The 17,059-nt window shown below is 65.5% G+C and carries 13 protein-coding genes; 6 read left to right on the top strand and 7 right to left on the bottom strand.

Features of this window, described 5'->3' with window-relative positions; translation table 11 throughout:
- Window positions 1-30: 30 nt before the first annotated feature.
- The 3 genes from OYT13_RS00485 to OYT13_RS00475 form a co-directional block, all read right to left on the bottom strand.
- The gene (locus OYT13_RS00485; RefSeq protein WP_017233683.1) at window positions 31-1,704 is read right to left on the bottom strand and encodes a methyl-accepting chemotaxis protein; all 1,674 of its coding nucleotides are present in this window, start codon (window positions 1,702-1,704) and stop codon (window positions 31-33) included.
- 155 nt (window positions 1,705-1,859) lie between these two features.
- Window positions 1,860-2,711 (bottom strand): 3-keto-5-aminohexanoate cleavage protein, encoded by an 852-nt coding sequence (locus tag OYT13_RS00480; protein ID WP_017233684.1) that lies wholly within the window; start codon window positions 2,709-2,711, stop codon window positions 1,860-1,862.
- Entirely contained in the window at window positions 2,711-4,051 is a 1,341-nt protein-coding gene (locus OYT13_RS00475) for an aspartate aminotransferase family protein (RefSeq protein WP_261939430.1), read from the bottom strand. The genes OYT13_RS00480 and OYT13_RS00475 overlap by 1 nt, the downstream gene beginning before the upstream one ends.
- Window positions 4,052-4,316: 265 nt before the next feature.
- On the opposite strand from OYT13_RS00475, the gene OYT13_RS00470 reads away from it, so the two are divergent.
- On the top strand, window positions 4,317-5,249 hold the full coding sequence (locus OYT13_RS00470) for a MurR/RpiR family transcriptional regulator (RefSeq protein WP_051060163.1): 933 nt from the start codon (window positions 4,317-4,319) through the stop codon (window positions 5,247-5,249).
- On the opposite strand, the gene OYT13_RS00465 is transcribed toward OYT13_RS00470, so the two are convergent.
- Complete coding sequence (locus OYT13_RS00465; protein WP_261939431.1) at window positions 5,233-6,450, bottom strand: MFS transporter; 1,218 nt, start codon at window positions 6,448-6,450, stop codon at window positions 5,233-5,235. The two genes, OYT13_RS00470 and OYT13_RS00465, sit on opposite strands and share 17 nt — an antisense overlap.
- Before the next feature lie 130 nt (window positions 6,451-6,580).
- On the opposite strand from OYT13_RS00465, the gene OYT13_RS00460 reads away from it, so the two are divergent.
- Window positions 6,581-7,945 carry an aminotransferase-like domain-containing protein gene (locus OYT13_RS00460; RefSeq protein ID WP_017233688.1) on the top strand — a complete coding sequence of 455 codons (1,365 nt, stop codon included), beginning with the start codon at window positions 6,581-6,583 and terminating at the stop codon, window positions 7,943-7,945.
- Window positions 7,946-8,075: 130 nt separating this feature from the next.
- Window positions 8,076-8,489 (top strand): RT0821/Lpp0805 family surface protein, encoded by a 414-nt coding sequence (locus OYT13_RS00455; protein ID WP_268567122.1) that lies wholly within the window; start codon window positions 8,076-8,078, stop codon window positions 8,487-8,489.
- 113 nt (window positions 8,490-8,602) lie between these two features.
- Here OYT13_RS00455 and OYT13_RS00450 read toward each other — a convergent pair whose 3' ends face one another.
- Window positions 8,603-9,838: an MFS transporter gene (locus OYT13_RS00450; protein WP_017233690.1), complete on the bottom strand. Its 1,236-nt coding sequence runs from the start codon at window positions 9,836-9,838 to the stop codon at window positions 8,603-8,605.
- Between the two features lie 411 nt (window positions 9,839-10,249).
- Here OYT13_RS00450 and OYT13_RS00445 point away from each other — a divergent pair, with 411 nt between their 5' ends.
- Window positions 10,250-11,854 (top strand): EAL domain-containing protein, encoded by a 1,605-nt coding sequence (locus OYT13_RS00445; protein ID WP_268567121.1) that lies wholly within the window; start codon window positions 10,250-10,252, stop codon window positions 11,852-11,854.
- Between the two features lie 608 nt (window positions 11,855-12,462).
- Window positions 12,463-13,314 carry a TOBE domain-containing protein gene (locus OYT13_RS00440; protein WP_261939434.1) on the top strand — a complete coding sequence of 284 codons (852 nt, stop codon included), beginning with the start codon at window positions 12,463-12,465 and terminating at the stop codon, window positions 13,312-13,314.
- A gap of 27 nt (window positions 13,315-13,341) precedes the next feature.
- Here the strand turns inward: OYT13_RS00440 and OYT13_RS00435 are convergent, their stop codons facing one another.
- Entirely contained in the window at window positions 13,342-14,535 is a 1,194-nt protein-coding gene (locus OYT13_RS00435; protein ID WP_150561975.1) for an MFS transporter, read from the bottom strand.
- A 180-nt stretch (window positions 14,536-14,715) separates the two neighbouring features.
- Between OYT13_RS00435 and OYT13_RS00430 the strand changes: the two genes are divergently transcribed.
- Window positions 14,716-15,624, top strand: coding sequence for a LysR family transcriptional regulator (locus OYT13_RS00430; protein ID WP_017233695.1), 909 nt, complete (start codon window positions 14,716-14,718; stop codon window positions 15,622-15,624).
- Window positions 15,625-15,723: 99 nt separating this feature from the next.
- Here OYT13_RS00430 and OYT13_RS00425 read toward each other — a convergent pair whose 3' ends face one another.
- Complete coding sequence (locus OYT13_RS00425) at window positions 15,724-17,004, bottom strand: MFS transporter (protein ID WP_017233696.1); 1,281 nt, start codon at window positions 17,002-17,004, stop codon at window positions 15,724-15,726.
- Between the last annotated feature and the right edge of the window lie 55 nt (window positions 17,005-17,059).

The following is a 17,059-nucleotide window of genomic DNA, read 5'->3' as shown; positions in this document are numbered from 1 at the left end:
GGTCCGCGAATGACGAAGTGGCGCGTTACTTCACGCCAGCCCCACGGGCGGCAGCGTCTGCACCTTGAAGCGCGAGACGCCGCTCTTGAGTCCGTTGGCGACGTGATTGAGTTCTTCGATGGCCTGACTCGATTGCTGCAGCGATTCGGCGGTCTGCTGCGCCGCCTCGGAGAGTTGCACCAGCGCCTGATTGATCTGCTCGGCCCCGGTCGCCTGCGCCTGCATGCCTTCGTTGACGACCTGGAAGCGCGGCGAAAGCGTTTGCACCTGCGCGATGATCTGGGCGAGCTGATCGCCGACCTGACGCATCTCGTCCATGCCGCGCCGCACCTCCTCGGTGAACTTGTCCATGCCCATCACCCCGGCCGACACGGCCGATTGAATCTCCTTGATCATCTGTTCGATGTCGTAAGTGGCCACCGCCGTCTGATCGGCCAGCCGCCGGATCTCAGTCGCCACCACGGCAAAGCCGCGTCCGTACTCGCCCGCCTTTTCTGCCTCGATGGCCGCATTGAGCGAGAGCAGGTTGGTCTGGTCGGCCACCTTCGTGATCGTGGTGACGACCTGATTGATGTTGCCCGCCTTCTCGTTGAGAATGCCGAGCTTGCCGTTGACCGACCCCGCCGCCTCTACGACGTGACGCATCGCGTCCTCCATGCGCGTGAGGCCAACGTGCCCCGTGCCCGCCAGCGACGCCGCATGTTCGGCCACGCCCGCGACCTCGGTCATGGTGCGGGCCAGATCGCGCGACGTAGCGAAGATCTCGCGCGAGGTCGCGCCGATTTCCGTCGTCGTCGCCGCCGTCTCCGAGGCCGTGGCTTGCTGCTCACGCGACGTGGCGGCAATCTCGGTCACCGACGTCGTTACCTGCAACGCCGACTTCTGCGCCTGTCCGACCAGCCCCGTGAGTTCATCCGTCATCCGGTTGAAGCCCGCCTCCAGCGCGCCGAATTCGTCGCGCCGGTCCAGATCGAGACGCTGCGTCAGATCGCCCGAGCGCATCACTTCCAGAATCTGCATGACACTCCCGAGCGGCACACTGATGGCGCGGAACAGCAACCAGCCGCACAGCAACGCGCACGCGAGCGCCACGACCAGCGTGATGAGCAGCGTTGCCTGAGCCGCCGTCACAGACTGGCTGATATTGCGAGTCGACTCGTCAGCAAAGGTCTTGTTGGTATCGACCATATGCTGGATCGCCGTGCGCCCGCGGCCCCACTCCGGGTAAAGCTGCTCCGACACCATCGAACGCGCCGCGGCGATCTGACCGTCGGCAACCAGCTTGAGCACCTGATTGCTGACGCTGCCATACTGCTGGCGCACGCTGCGCACCTCGTCGTACTGGACGCGGTCGATGCTGCGGTTGACGGTCGTGCCGTATTCCTTGATCCAGTCGTCGATCTTGCCATTGGCGGCGCGAAGCACATCGAGATCGCTCGCTCGGGCCTTGTCGTTGTCGTCGACGGACACGACCTGCTGAAGCATCTGGTAGCTCTCGAACCAGGCGCCGCGCAGCATCGTGCTGTAGTACAGGCCGGGCGTGGAGTCGGTCTCCACGCTGATCGCCTCCTGCTGGATGGTCATCAGCCGCGTAAAGGCGATGCCGGCCATGAGGGCCATCAAGGCGATGATCAGGCCAAAACTGGCCAGAATGCGATGTCGGATCGACCAGTGTTTCACGCCGCGCTCCCGTTCGTTGTGCATACCCGGTGCCGGGGGAGGGGCGACGCGGGCCTGTTTGAGGTTACGCCGATTCTATTACAGTGGCCCGGTCGGGCAACGTCGGTCAGACCTTGTATTTGGGTTTATTTCTGAATTGAGGCGGTCCGGGCACCCGCGGCGGCGCCCGCAACGGCCATTCAGCGGGTCAGGTCGCGAAGGGCGTCGGCCGTCATGGGCACGAGCGCGAGTGGGGCTGCGGCCGCCGTCAACGCGCCGAGCGACGCCGCGTTATCGGGCGAGACGCTGCCATCCGGCAGGTAGAGATTGTTTTCGAAGCCGATCCGGGCGTGACCCCCATGCAACACGGCCGCCAGCGCGCACTCCGCCTCGCGCGGTCCGAACGCGCACATCGCCCACGGTGTGGCCGTGATCGCCTCGCCCAGCGCTTGTGCCCCCGTCTGCCAAGCCGCGAGAAACGGCAGCAGGTCCGACGGCGACGACAACTGCCCCTTGCTGTAGCGGCCCAGTACGAACAAGACCCAATGACGGCCCGGACGGATCGCCCCGCTCGCTCGCAAGCGCCAGTAGTGCGCCACATCCTGGGTGTCGTACAGGATGTATTGCGTCGTGATCCGGGCTTGCCAGAGCCAGGCGAAGAACGCTTCGGCGGCGGGCGCATGCGCGGCGTCGGGCAGCACTTCGCGCAACGCCACCGAAATCGCTTCGGGATGCAAGGCACGCACCGTCGCGATTTGTTGCTCGGGGGTATAACAGCCGACTGCCTCGGTCGTCACCTGCAGTACGAGTTCGTTGCCGACGGCACGTTGCACCGCATCGATCCCCGCCGTGTAGTCGGACACTTCGAGGCTGTGCGTGCCATCGGCCTTGCGAACGTGCAGGTGGATCATCGCCGCGCCCGCGTCCAGACAGGCCTTGGCGCATGCACCGAGTTCGTCCGGCGTCATGGGCAGCGCACGATGATCGACGTGCGTGCGTCGGGCGCCGTTGGGCGCGACGGCCAGCGCGAAAGTCCGTGTCGTGCCGGTCATCATGCGCCTCCCGTCATCACGCCGGTGACGTCGGCCACCGCCAACGCCAACCGTTCCACGATGCGGTCGATGTCCGCCGGCTGACAGATGAACGGCGGTGCGATCAACGCGTGATCGCCATGCACGCCATCGACCGTGCCCCCCATCGGATAGATCAGCAGACCGCGCGCCTTGGCCGCCGCCTTGAGCCGTGCGTGCATCTTGTCGGCCGTCGGGAGTGTCTGCCTGGTCGCACGGTCGGCGACGAATTCGACACCGACGAACAGCCCCCGGCCACGCACATCGCCCACGTTAGGGTGATCTGCGAAGACTTCGCGCAGGCGCTCACGCAGTTGCTCGCCACGCGCTTGCACGTTCTCCAGCAGATGCTCCTCGGCAATCGTGCGCTGCACGGCCAGCGCCGCCGCGCAGGCCATCGCGTGCCCCAGATACGTGTGACCGTGCTGGAAGAAGCCCGAGCCGCCGACCACGGCATTGAAGATTTTATCGGTGCACAGCATCGCTCCGATCGGCTGATAGCCAGCGCCCAGTCCCTTGGCGATGACGAGAATGTCCGGCACCACGCCGTCTTCCTCGCACGCGAACAGGTAGCCCGTGCGCCCCATGCCCGACATCACTTCGTCGAGCAGCAGGAGCACGCCGTACTTGTCACACACGGCGCGAATGCGTTTGAAATAGTCGCCCACCGGCGGCACCGCGCCCGCCGTCGCGCCCACCACGGTTTCCGCGACAAACGCGATCACCCGATCGGCGCCGAGTTCGAGGATTTTCGCTTCGAGTTCGTCGGCCAGACGCTGGACATACGCAGCGTCACCCTCGCCCTCAAGCCGTTCGCGATACGCGAAGCAGGGCGAAACGTGGTGCGCCGGCACCAGCAGCGGCAGGAACGGCTCGCGTCGCCACGCGTTACCGCCGATGGCCAGCGCACCAAGGGTGTTGCCGTGATAGCTCTGACGGCGCGCAATGAAGTACTGACGCTGCGGCTGGCCGATCTCGACGAAGTACTGCCGCGCCAGCTTGAGTGCCGCCTCCACGCCCTCCGATCCGCCACTGACGAAATACACGTGATTCAAATCGCCGGGCGCGCTCGCGGCCAGCGTGTCAGCCAATTGCTCGGCGACTTCCGTCGTGAAGAACGAGGTATGCGCGTAAGCCAGTTGCGCCGCCTGCTGCTGCATCGCCTCGATCACGCGCGGGTGACCGTGTCCCAGACATGAGACGGCCGCGCCGCCGCATGCGTCGAGATAACGCTGGCCCGTGCTGTCGATCAGCTCGATGCCCTGGCCGCCGACCGCGACGGGCAAGGTTTGGCGCGGATTGCGGTGAAACACATGAGTCATGCCTGAACCTCTGACGGAAAGATGGCGCGTCGCGCGATGACCGCTCAGCCACCCATTTACGCGAACGATGGGGCTCAGTGTAGGGGCATCGCGTCGCTTTTGCAACATATGTTTCACTCGTTTTGTTGTCGCAACACTTTGCTCAATCGCCTGAACTTGCCCGACGCTTGCGCATCGGCCGGGCCCACGGGGGAAAGCGCGTGCGTGGTCGGGGCATTTCATGCAACAATCGTTACATTCCCTCGTCGCCGTGTTGCCATCCCCTATGCCTGAAGCTCCCGCGTTGCCGCAGACGCTCGAACAACTCAACACCTTGCTGCGCGCGCGCTATCCCCAGCTCAGCCCGCAATTTCAGGCGGGCGCGCGTTTCTTGCTCGACCACCCGCAGCGTGTTCCGATCAGCTCCATGCGTGCGATTGCCGCCGAGGCGGGCGTGCAGCCGGCCACCTTCGTGCGACTCGCGCAGCATCTCGGCTTCGACGGTTGGCACGGCCTGCGCGAACTGTTTCTCGAATCGATCCGGCTGGGGCCGCAGCCCTATGCGAGTCGCGCTCGTCAGGTCATCCGTGAGGGCGATGCCGCCCGCATGGTGCCCGAGATGTTCCGCGTGCAGCACAACAACCTCGACCTGACCGAAGCGGGTGCGAATGCGTCGCTTGGAGCGGCCGTCGATTTGCTTGCCAATGCCGGCACCGTGCATGTCGCCGGCTTCCGGGCGTGCTTTCCCATCGCGTTCACGTTCCAATACATCTATCGGCTGTTCCGGCCGACGGTGCATCTGATTCGCGGCGAGGCCGGCACGCTCGAGATGGAGTTGCGTGCGCTCTCGGCACGCGATGTGGTGGTCGTCATCAGCTTCGCCCCGTATTCGAACGAAGCGCTGATCGTCGCGCGAGCGGCACGCTCGGCGGGGGCGCGTGTGCTCGCGCTCACCGACTCCACGGTCTCGCCGCTCGCCCTCGACGCCGATGCGACGGTGCTGTTCTCGCATGAGAGTCCGTCGTTCTTTCCGTCGATCACCGCCGGGATCGCCGTCGTCGAGACGCTCGTGGAAATGCTGCTCGCCCGAAAGGGACGCGGGGCGGTGCGCGCCCTGGAACTGGCCGAAGACCAGTTGCACGGCACCGGCGCTTACGTGAGCCCGACGGGGGGTGAGGGAAGCGCGGGAAGCGGCACCCGCGTCAAACGAGACGCGTGAGCGTAGCGGCCGGGCGGCGTAGCGTCACCGCGAGCGCGGCGCTGCCCGCGATCAACGCCGCAGCCAACAGGGCCAAGGCGACGAGCATGCCCACGTGGTCCGCGAGCCAGCCAATCGTGACCGCCGGCACCGAGAAGCCGAAATACGCGAACAGGAAGTACCCCGCCACCGCACGTGCGCGCATGGCCGGCGCGACCGCCGCATTGACCGCCGCCAACCCGCCCAGATAAGTGAAGCCGTAACACGCCGAACTGGCGATCGCCGCACCGGCCAGCAATACGGGCAAGTTCGCATAACCGACCCCGAACGTCAGCACCACGAAGCCGAGCGGCACGAGCAAAAGTCCGGCGCGCACCGCCTGAACGGGTGCCATGCGTCGCGCGGCCGGTTGAAACAACAATCCCGTCGAGATCACGAAAAACGTGGCAAATCCCGCCCACGCCTCGTGCCCGCGCGCTGCCAGCGCCGCTGGCACCACGCCGATGACGACGCCCACCGCAGCCCACGCGAGTAGTATCGCCATGCCCAGCGGGACGGTGCCGGGCGCAAGCACCGGCCAGCGCAACCACGATGTGCTCCGATGACGCACCGGCGCGGGCAGCGCCGCCACCGCAACGGCCGCCACAAAGGCGAACGGCAGATACGCCCACAGACTCACGGGCGGCAGCGTCGACGGTGCCGCCACGAGGCACACGCCGGTGAGGAGCGCGCCAGTGCCAAAGCCCAGCGATGTGGCCGCCGCGACAAGCGCAGCCCCGCGCGTGGCTGCGTCTTCGCGCGTGCCATATAGCTCGGTCATGTACGCGGTGCCGCTGCCCGCCACGAGTCCCGTCGCCAATCCATAACATGCCCTGGCGCCGCCAAGTGCGACGAGTGTCGGCCAGTGCAGCGTCAGCGCCGTGCCTACCAGACCGAGCAGCAACGCGATGGCCAACGGCACGCGGTGCCCCACACGATCGGACAATCCCGCGAGAAACAGCAATGTCGGCACGAGCGCGCCGACATAGCACGCGAAGGCAAGCGCCTGCGCCCCCGCGCCGTGCCCGCTTGCCGCGGCATAGTGCGGCACCAGCGGCGCTTGCAGATTCACGGCGAACGTGACGACGAATAACTGTAGCGCCAGCAACGGAATCGCCCAGCGCGGCGTTGTTTGGGGTGACTGGCAAGGGTCTGTGTCGACTGGGATCAAGGAATGAGTCATGCAGTGAGCCAACAATGAAGCGACCGTAAATGGCCAAGGAGGACGCGGTATGGCTTCAAGTATTGCCAGCTCGCCAATCCAGTGCAATTATTGAATTGTCCCGATATCAATTTCCGTCCCCGCGCTTCGCATGGCTGCCCCTGCCCGCTATATCGAACACGTCGAACGTCTCGCCGAAGCCATTGCGGGCGGCGAACTCGCATCGGGCGCCCGACTGCCACCGCAACGCGATTACGCCGATGCGCACGGACTTGCCCTCTCCACCGTTACACGGATTTACACCGAACTCGCGCGACGTGGCCTAGCCGTCGGCGAAGTGGGGCGCGGCACTTTCGTGCGCTCGCCTGCCGTCGGCGCGGCGGCGGCGTTCGCGCAATGGGCCCCCGCGCCGGGCGCGATCGGCGGTGTCGATCTAGCGTTCAACTATCCGGTCTTGCCCGAGCAGACCGACGCGTTGCGTCAAGCTCTGCGAGAGACGGCCGCCGCTGGGGACCTGAGCGCCTTGCTCGCCCACACGCCACACGACGGGCATCCGTCCGATCGGCGAGCGGCGGCGCAATGGCTATCCCGGCGCGACGGCACGCCCGTCTCGCCCGATGAGCTCGTCATCTGTGCCGGAGGCCAGCACGCGCTTGACGTTCTGCAGTTGGCGCTGTGTCGCGCGGGCGAGCCGGTAGCCGTCGAAGCCCTGACGTATCCCGGCTGGAAAGCGCTCGCGGCCTTGCGTGATATTCCACTCGTTGCCGTGTCGATGACACCGGGAGGGCTCGATCCGGGGGCACTCGATACGGCGTGTCGCGCGCTTGCAGGACGTTTGCGCCTCGTCTACACGATGCCCACGCTGCATAACCCGCTGGGGGCTGTGATGCCGCTCGCACAGCGGCGGGCGCTAGTGGAGGTGGCGCGGCGTCACGACCTGCTGCTGGTGGACGACAGCGCCTACGGCTTTCTCGTCGCCGACGCCCCGCCCGCCCTTCGCCTGCTCGCGCCCGAGCGTACGGTTGAGGTTTGCAGTCTCTCCAAGCCGGGCGCGCCGGGCCTGCGTATCGCCTATCTGGTTGCGCCGCCCGCCTTGCTGCCACGTGTGCACGCGGCAATGCGGGCGAGCGCCTGGAGTGCGGCGCCGTTGATGGCGCAATTGGCGTCGCGCTGGCTCGGCGACGGCACGATCGATCGCTGGACGACGCGCAAGCGCGCGTTGGCGGCGCAGCGTCAGACCATCGCGCAGGCCTGCTTCGCGGGCCTTGGCGCTACGGGGTATGTCGGGGCGTTTCACCAGTTGCTGCCCGTGCCCGCGCCGACGCGCTGCGACGACGTCGTCGCGGCCCTGCAAATGCGGGGGATTGCGGTGACGCCCGTCGACGCGTTCGCTGCGCCCGGGCAGACGGCGCCCGCTGCCATCCGCATCGCCCTGGGTACGCCGCAGAGCGACACCGTGCTCAAGGCCGCGCTCGAGCAGGTCGCCGATGTCGTGAAAGCACTCGCGCGCCGATGACGCACAGGATGACGCCGCCCCTGGTTTCTTTTATGATCGATGCGCTCGCCTGCGGCGAAGGCGTCGACGCAAGACCCGACGCGGCGTTGCGCAGGATCCGTCCCCCTGTCGACACTCTCAAGGACTCCGAATGTCGCCTTTCCGTCTGTCGCTTGCCCGCTCGTTCGGGCTTGGCACGGCGCTCGTCGTCGGCGCCACTATGGCCGCGCCGGCGTTTGCCGCCTCCAACCTTCTCTTCATGAGCAACTCGCCGCTGGCCTATCTGCACAAGGCCGACAATGCGTCGCTCGCCAAAGCGGCCAGCAACGTGCTGTCCCATCAGCAGGACAACGAAACCGTCGACTGGAGCAACAAGGGCACCGGCAACCCCGTGGCCATTACAGCGCAACTCACGCCGACCAATACCCAGAAAGACGACACCCGTACCTGCCGCGACCTGATCTTGGTTCTCGGCGCAAAGGGGCAGGAAGTCACCCTCAAGCTGCCGACCTGCAAAAAGGGCGATAACGGCCAATGGGAACTGCAAAAGCGCGGCGCTCAGTAAGCATTCAGTCGTCCTCCAGGCAAAAAAACCGCTGGCCCGTGATTTTCGGGACCCGCGGTTTTTCATTGCGCCACCCGTGCGCCGGGCACGGGTGAATCCTGCCGACAGCCGCCTCAGGCCGCCGCCGTCTTCTTGTGGCCTTCGACGTCGGGCAACAGGATCGTCACGATCCCGAGCAGCGGCAAATAGGCACAGACGTGGTAGACGAAGTCGATACTCGTCGAGTCGGCCAGTTGTCCGAGCACGGCCGCGCCCACGCCACCCATCCCGAATGCGAAGCCGAAGAACAGCCCCGACACCGTTCCGACCTTGCCCGGAATCAACTCCTGCGCATAGACGAGAATCGCCGAGAACGCCGACGCCAGGATCAAGCCGATCACCACCGTCAGGATGCCGGTCCAGAACAGGTCCGCATACGGCAGCATCAGCGTGAAGGGTGCCGCCCCCAGGATCGACCCCCAGATCACATACTTGCGACCGATCTTGTCGCCCAGCGGACCGCCGATCATCGTGCCCGCCGCCACGGCGAACAGGAATACGAACAGATGCACCTGGGCGCTTTGCACCGACACATGGAACTTGCTGATCAGATAGAACGTGAAGTAGCTGCTGATGCTCGCGAGATAGAAGTACTTCGAGAAGATCAGCACCAGCAGAATGCCGATGGCGAACATCACCTTGCCGCGCGACAGGTGGGCGTGCCCGCCTCGGCGCGCGGCCGGTTTGCCCTTGCTCGCGGCGCGCTGCCCGGCGTACCAGCGACTGACGTGGAACAGCACGAAGATCGCGACGAGCGCCGCCACGGAAAACCACGCCACGCTGCCACGGCCATGCGGTGCAATGATGAGCGCCGCAAGTAACGGGCCGAGTGACGAACCGACATTGCCGCCGACCTGGAAAAACGATTGCGCCAGGCCGTGGCGTCCGCCCGAGGCCATGCGCGCCACGCGCGACGACTCGGGGTGGAACACCGACGAGCCCATGCCGACCAGCGCGGCGGCCACGAGCAGCATGCCGAAGTTCGGCGCGACAGCCAGCAGCAGCAGGCCAGCCAGCGTAAAGCCCATGCCGACCGGCAGGGAATACGGCTTCGGATGTTTGTCGGTGTATAGGCCTACGACCGGCTGCAGCAACGACGCCGTGACCTGGTAGGTCAGCGTAATCAGACCGACCTGCGCGAAGCTCAGATCGAAACTCGCCTTGAGCAGTGGGTAGATGGCCAGGATCAACGACTGGATCATGTCGTTGAGCAAATGGGAGAAGCTGATCGCGGACAGCACACGGAACGCGGTGCCTTTGGCGGCCGGCGAGGGAGCGCCGGGAAGGGACGTGACAGGTTGGCTCGACATGGGAGGGGGATTTGACGTCAAAAGCTTCAGGAAATCAGCACGCTTCCGGCAGTTTTCGTGCAAATAGAGATGACTTTGGGACTTGGCCTATTTTTTGCCGGAAATCTAATATGTGAAGTGTAGAGCATGCGTAAATTGCGGTTACGCCAACTTTTGTCGCGATTCCGCCATCCGGCCCGCCGCGGCACCTCTCACAAAGACCGATAAAAGACGCTTGCCGGTAACCTTGAACCGCCCACCGGACATCCGCCGGGCCCTCTCAGGCACACGTCGCCAACGGCGCGTGCGGGTTTATCGGGCGTTGGTGACCGTCAGGGATTCGTGTAGAGTCGATTGACGAGTTGTGCCGTGCAACATGAAGCACGCGAAGCACACGAAAGGGCCCCCTCCTTCCTTGGTTGGCAGCAGAACATGATTCAACACTCCAGAGTCGTGCAGTGGCTGGTGACCGGGCTCGTCGTGACGGTCACGCTCTTTGTCGTCCTGATCCTGGGCTGGCTGCGCGTTCATCACATGTCGCAGGTGTTCCTGCAACAAGAAGCGCAACGACAGCGCGCGGCACTCGAGCGCATTGTCGGTACGGCCGAGGACACCCTCAAGGGCGCCGCCCCCTGGGTCGGCCGCGCTTGCGGCGAGGTCAACAGCTCGTTGCAGGCCACGGGCACGCTCAGCCCCTACTTCCGTTCCATCTGGCTCGTCTCCCACGGGAAGATGTATTGCTCGTCGGTAATTCGCTCCGACGAGGCCATCGAAATGCCTTTGCCGGCTGAACTCGTGCCGTTGCTGACCGGCACGCCCGAAATGTTTGTCGACAGCACGCCCTATGTGCGCAACTCCCCCGCACTGGCATTGTTCATCCCGACGTCGGCCACCGACGGTGTCCTGGGCTTTATCGACAGCGTGTATCTCACCGAGTCGTTGCATAGCGTCAAGACCAACGAGCTTGCCTGGACGGCAATGACCATCGGGAAAGTGTCGCTGACGTCCGAAGGCCCGCGGCTCGAATCCGTCGGCATCGCCACCCGCGGGGCTCAGGTCACGCTCGACTCGGACCATTTCTCGACGTCGCTTGCCGGCAGCGCCACCCTGACGCGCTCATTGATCGCCACGCAGGCGCCGATCTTTCTGGCATTCGGCGTGGTGATCTCGATTTTGCTCGGCATCCTGACGTTCCGCCATCTCGGCCCGGCCCAGTTCATGCGGCGGAAAATCGCGCTGGGCATCAAACGCCATGAGTTCAAGGTCTACTACCAGCCCGTGATGGAGCTGGCCACGGGCCGCTGCGCCGGGGCCGAAGCGCTGATGCGCTGGCATCACCCTGAGGCCGGTCTCGTGCGCCCCGACGCCTTCATCCCGATCGCGGAAAGCAACGGCCTGATCATCGAACTCACTCGTTCGCTGCTGAAGCAGATTCGCAACGATGTCTCCCGAGGCGCGCTGCCGCAGGGGTTTCACATTGCGGTCAATCTTGCGGAGCGGCATTTGCGCGACACGACCATCGTGCACGACATCGAACGCCTTTACGGTTCGCTCAACGAGACGTATCCGATGATCGCGGAAATCACCGAGCGTTATGTGATTCGCGACACCGCCGCGGCGCGCCATGTGATGGCGGAACTCCAGCGTCACGGCGTGGAAACGGCCTTGGACGACTTCGGTGCCGAAAACAACTCCATCGGCTATCTGAAGCGCTACGACTTCAATTATCTGAAGATCGACAAGGAGTTCCTGCCCGTTACCGAAGACGATACGGTCACGCGCAATATCTGCGATTCCATCATCCATCTGGCCGAGCGGCTGGACATGACAATCGTGGCGGAGGGTGTCGAAAACGAGATGCAGGCGAGTTATCTGCGCGAACGCAACGTCACCTACGCCCAGGGATATCTGTTCGCGCGTCCGATCGCGTTCGACGAGTTGGTACAGTTTGCGATAGCCCACGCGGGCAGAGGCCCGGCGTCGGTGAACTCGGCGTCGGCGAGCGTCGTGCCACTCACGCCTCTCAAGGCAGGTTAAACGCTCATTGCCCTGGCGCGTACCGAAAGCGCCCGACCGGTGACGACCATCGGCCTGGCCCTTGCGTCACGCCGCAACCCGGTCAGAAGACCAATTGCGGCATGTTGCTGCGTGGCGTGGGCATGGCGGCCGCCCGTGTGCTGTCACGCATTTCGGCACGCAGCAACCACAACCGTCGCGCGACAAAATGTCTGAAGCGCATTTCACCTGCGGAGAAAGAGATTTGCATCTGATGCCGCTTGCCGTTGGGCAACATGCGAACCAGACGATAGTATCGAGCCCCGTCAACCGTTTCCTTGATATTCCTGACGCGCATCATTTCACCCCGTTTCTGTTGTGTCAGGTGAGTAGGCACTTCGACAACCGTCGCAGTCCCGGTGGACCCGTATCAGACGTGGACTTCAGCCTGACGCGCGACTCACCGGCCAGGGGGGGCATGCGGCGAAATTCAATGTAGAGGAGCAACGTCCCCCATTCGTCCCCCAAAGAATAATCCGGCGTCGGCTTCGTTGGTGCGTGGCAACACTTCCCTGTCCGGCGTCGGTGTTCGCAGGTCCGCCGGCCCTCTACAATGCGCTTACCTGCCAAGTCCAATAGAAAACATCTTTATGGTTTCCGAACCGCCTTCAACGCCCAACGGGCTTTCGCATCATGGACTGGACGATGCGCTGCAAGTGAGCGGATCGCTTTGGGTGCATCGTGGCAATGCGTCGCTTGGCGGCCACGCCAGAATTGCATTGCTCGAACAGATTGCCGCGCATGGGTCGATCACGGCCGCCGCGAAAGCCGCCGGCATGAGTTACAAGGCCGCATGGGATGCCGTGGATGCGATGAATCAGCTCGCCGGCGAACCGCTGGTGGCACGCAGCACGGGCGGCCGTGGCGGTGGTGGCACCCGTCTCACCGCACGCGGCGCGAAGCTCGTGGCGGCGTTCCGGGCGGTGGAGGTGGCGCAACGGCAATTCCTCGCGCGCGTGGCGACCGATCTGGAACATTTCGACGAGCAGTGGCCCATCATCGCGCGGCTGGGACTGCAGACCAGTGCACGCAATCAGTTGCACGGCACGGTCACCGCGATTCGGCGCTGCGGCGTGAATGACGAAGTGACGCTCACGTTGCCCGGCGGTGAAGCGATCACAGCATCGCTCACGCACCACAGCACGCAGACGCTGGGGCTGGCGACCGGCAGCGATGCGTTCGCACTCATCAAGGCCCCGTGGATCGAAATCGCGCGCGGCGCCGATCTCGCGGGTTTGGCCACCGCGAACCGCCTTGCAGGCACGGTGGACGCCATCGCCGACGACGCGGGACAGGCCGAAGTCATTCTGGCGTTGCCCGGCGGCAGCCGGCTCGCCGCCGTCATGCCGCATGACACGCTGACCGCTCGCGGGTTGACGGTGGGTGTCGGCGCGACGGCCGCGTTCGCGGCCGCCAGTGTGATTCTGGGGGTCATGGCCTGACGCACTCGCGTCGGGCCCGCGTGTGGATCACAACGCGGGCGTTTCGCAGTTGGGCACGACGGATGGCTTTGCGTCGCGACGATCCAGACGCAGGCTCAGCAGCGCCACGCCCACGCCCGCCAGCGGCGCGAGCGCCGCCACCCAGGGCACGGCCGTCAGCCCGGGACCGTGTTCGATAACGAAGCCGCCGAGCCACGCGCCGATGGCGTTGCCGAGGTTGAACGCGGCGATATTGAAGCTCGACGCCAGGCTTTCCCCCGCCCCCGAGGCCTTTTCCATCACCCACAGTTGCAGCGGCGCGACCGTCGCGAAGGCGGTTGCACCGAGCAGGGCCACGAAGACGATGGCCAGCCAGTGCGAGTGCAACGCGAACGTCATCAGCCCCAGCACCCCAGCGAGCGCCAGCAGGCTGCCCAGCACTGTCGGTACCACGCGACGATCCGCAAACCTGCCGCCCAGCAGGTTGCCAACGACCAGACCGCCACCGAAGATCAACAGAATCGGTGAGACCGCGCCCTCGGCAAAACCGGTCACTTCGGTCAACAGCGGGGCGATGTACGTGAACACGCCGAACACGCCCACCCAGCCGAGCACTGTCGTGAGCAATCCGAGCAGCACGGGACGGCGTGCCAGCGCCCGCAGATCCGCCCGCCAGTCACCCGCATCCTTAGGCGCGGCGATCTTCGGCACGAACCCGGCGATCACGAGAAACGCGAGCGCACCGATCAGCGTCACCGCCCAGAAGCTCGCGCGCCAGCCAAAGTGCTGCCCCAGCCAAGTACCGAAGGGCACGCCGAGAATATTGGCGACGGTCAGCCCCGTAAACATCACGGCGATGGCCGACGCACGGCGCTCGCGCGGCACGAGGCCGGTGGCGACCACCGAACCGACGCCGAAGAACGTGCCGTGCGCGAACGACGTCAGTACGCGGGCTGCCATCAGAGCCGCATAGCTCGGCGCCAGTGCACAGGCGGCATTGCCGATGGTGAAGATCGCCATGAGCACCAGCAGAACGGTCTTGCGCGGCCAGCGCGCAGTGACCGTGGTCATGAGCGGGGCGCCGACCACGACACCCAGGGCATAGCCGGAGATCAGCAGGCCGGCGGCCGCGATCGAGACGCCGAAATCGGCGCCGACGTTGAGCAGCAGACCCATGATGACGAATTCCGTCACGCCAATGCCAAAGGCACCGGCGGTCAGGGCATAGAGAGCGATAGGCACGAAAGACTCCTGTCTCGGGATTAAGGAAGGTCAGGCCACTCAGGGAATGGCGATACACCAATGTGCGGAATATAGACGCCCTAGCATTGGTGAAATAGACTGCGCGAAGGAACATGATTTGTGACTTGATGTCACAATGGCCCGCATCCCCTTTCACAGGAACGCCGGAGGACACCGCCGATGGGTCGACAGGACGTCAATCGCTCCGGCGATATGGAAGTTTTCTCGCGTGTAGTCGAGCTCGGCGGCTTCTCGGCGGCGGCGCGCGCGCTGCATATGACGCCGTCCGCCGTGAGCAAGCTGATTGCGCGGCTCGAGGCGCGTCTGGGTGCCCGCTTGTTCAATCGTTCGACGCGCCGCCTGCAACTCACCCCCGAGGGCACGGCCTTTCACGAGCGGGCGATGCGCGTGCTGGCCGACATCGAAGCCGCAGAGCGCGAAGCGGCGGCGGGTGCGGTGCCGCGCGGGCTGCTGCGGGTGAATTCCAGCGTACCGATCGGCTCGCACTATCTGCTGCCGGTCATTCCGGCATTTCTCGCGCAATACCCCGAGATCCGTCTCGATCTGACACTCACCGACACGGTCGTCGATCTGCTGGAGCAACGCGCCGACGTCGCCGTACGGGCCGGCCCGCTGCGCGATTCCCGGCTGGTCGCTCGCAAGCTCGGCGAGAGTCGTGTGCATGTGGTGGCGTCACCGGACTATCTCGCCCGCAACGGCCCATTGCGCACGCCGGCCGACCTGATTCACCACAACGTCATGGCCTTCAATTTCGACCGTCAGGTGCAGGGTTGGCCATTTCTCGACGGCGCCGGCGGCATCACGCACTACCCGCAGGTCGGCAATATGGTCGTGAGCGACGGCGAGATCATGCGCAAGCTCGCGGTCCAGGGGCTGGGGCTGGCCCGCCATTCGCGCTACCACGTCGACGACGATCTGCGCGCCGGCCGGCTCGTCACCGTGCTCGATGACTACAACCCGGGCGATCTGGAGCCCGTGCATGCGGTGTATGTGGGGCAGGGCGGCCATTTGCCCGCACGCGTGCGGGCGTTCCTCGACTTTCTCGTGGCGAACGTGCGTCTGCCGTAGCGGGGCAAGCGTGTGGCACGCGTCGAGCCCATTTCACGCGCTTCCGCCATTGACAGACGCAATGCGCCCGGGGCCTGGCGCCCAGGGCTGCGCGGACGATCAAGCCCGCGCCAGGCCGCGATGCGACCAGACAAAGAGCGGCCATGCCAGCGCGGCACACACGAGCCCGCCGGCCCACACCAGTCCCCAGCCGCCAATCGACAGCAGCAGCGGAATCGCGAGCGGCGTGAGGAACATCGTCATAAACACACCGGTGTTGCCGATACCTAGCGCCGTTCCCGCACGCGACGCCCCGGCAAGCGTGGCCAACTCAGTGAATGCCACCCCATGCCAGGCCGACGCCACCACACCTCCCGCAATCAGCAGCGCGATCATCCACGGCGTGCCATGCGCCAGCCATTCCGGGCGATGCGTCAGCGCCGTCACGAGCAGCGCCAGCGAGGCGAAGACCGCCCCCACCGCCATCGCGCACAGACGCAGATATTGCGGACGGTTGCGGCGCTTGTCGGTGAAGCGCCCGCTCCACACCCGCGTGATGGCGGCCCCCGCCTGTACGGCGCCAAGCGTGAGCGAGATGGTTGCCACGCTGGCGTGCGCCACATCATGCAGAAACACCGTGCCGAACGTGAGCACCGCGATCTGCGGCATCGCAAGGACCGCCATGCCCAGCGCCGTACTCAGCAGGCGGGCATCGCGCAACGGCGAATAGCTTGCGGCCGCGCGTGCGTCGGCGGCCGTCTCCCCGCGTGCCGACTTGCCGGCGTCCTCCTGCAGTGCCTCCGGCGGTTCGAGCAGCCACCGCCATGCTACGACCGCGGCAGCAAACGACGCCGCAGCCAGCCCGGCATAGACCGCTTCGAAGCCGAAGTGCTGCGCCGCGCCGGGCAACACCAGCGCGCCGACCCCGCCGCCGAGCGGCACGGCGCATTGCCGCACACTCATTGCCAGTCCTCGCTCGCGATCGTGAAACCAGCGCATGATGGCGCGCCCGCTCGAGCCATTGACGCTGCCACCGAGGATGCCGATCGCCAGCATCCCCGCCGCAAGCATCGGCATCGACGGGACGAAATGCGCCGTCGGCACACCCCAGATCGCCAGGCCAACAAGCGCGAACGCCGTCACCATCAATCCGACAAGCAGCACGCGCCGGTCGCCCCAGCGGTCGGTGAGCATGCCCCACGGCAGTTCGGAGACGGCGATGCCCAGCCCGATCATGCCGAGCACGATGCCGAGATCGCTATTGGCCAGGGCGTAGGCGCTGCGCATTTGCACTGCGGTGGCGGGAATGCCACCCATCGCAGCGGCAAAGCTGGCATTGGCGGCCACGCCAACACCCAGCACCTTCCAGCGGTGGTTGCGGCCCAAACCGCGGGGGGCCATCGAGGCATTCGATGCCGGGGCCATCCGACGGGCAGTGGCGGGAGCGGTACACAGA

Origin of the sequence: Pandoraea sp. XJJ-1 (genome assembly GCF_026802345.1) — a bacterium.
Classification (GTDB): domain Bacteria; phylum Pseudomonadota; class Gammaproteobacteria; order Burkholderiales; family Burkholderiaceae; genus Pandoraea; species Pandoraea cepalis.
This window is presented reverse-complemented; position numbering and strand designations above follow the sequence as displayed.

What these genes read in the sequence shown, in the direction of transcription:
- OYT13_RS00485 (WP_017233683.1), bottom strand. Translation starts at nt 1,704, where the DNA reads ATGCACAACGAACGGGAGCGCGGCGTGAAACACTGGTCGATCCGACAT.
- OYT13_RS00480 (WP_017233684.1), bottom strand. Translation starts at nt 2,711, where the DNA reads ATGACCGGCACGACACGGACTTTCGCGCTGGCCGTCGCGCCCAACGGC.
- OYT13_RS00475 (WP_261939430.1), bottom strand. Translation starts at nt 4,051, where the DNA reads ATGACTCATGTGTTTCACCGCAATCCGCGCCAAACCTTGCCCGTCGCG.
- OYT13_RS00470 (WP_051060163.1), top strand. Translation starts at nt 4,317, where the DNA reads ATGCCTGAAGCTCCCGCGTTGCCGCAGACGCTCGAACAACTCAACACC.
- OYT13_RS00465 (WP_261939431.1), bottom strand. Translation starts at nt 6,450, where the DNA reads ATGACTCATTCCTTGATCCCAGTCGACACAGACCCTTGCCAGTCACCC.
- OYT13_RS00460 (WP_017233688.1), top strand. Translation starts at nt 6,581, where the DNA reads ATGGCTGCCCCTGCCCGCTATATCGAACACGTCGAACGTCTCGCCGAA.
- OYT13_RS00455 (WP_268567122.1), top strand. Translation starts at nt 8,076, where the DNA reads ATGTCGCCTTTCCGTCTGTCGCTTGCCCGCTCGTTCGGGCTTGGCACG.
- OYT13_RS00450 (WP_017233690.1), bottom strand. Translation starts at nt 9,838, where the DNA reads ATGTCGAGCCAACCTGTCACGTCCCTTCCCGGCGCTCCCTCGCCGGCC.
- OYT13_RS00445 (WP_268567121.1), top strand. Translation starts at nt 10,250, where the DNA reads ATGATTCAACACTCCAGAGTCGTGCAGTGGCTGGTGACCGGGCTCGTC.
- OYT13_RS00440 (WP_261939434.1), top strand. Translation starts at nt 12,463, where the DNA reads ATGGTTTCCGAACCGCCTTCAACGCCCAACGGGCTTTCGCATCATGGA.
- OYT13_RS00430 (WP_017233695.1), top strand. Translation starts at nt 14,716, where the DNA reads ATGGGTCGACAGGACGTCAATCGCTCCGGCGATATGGAAGTTTTCTCG.
- OYT13_RS00425 (WP_017233696.1), bottom strand. Translation starts at nt 17,004, where the DNA reads ATGGCCCCCCGCGGTTTGGGCCGCAACCACCGCTGGAAGGTGCTGGGT.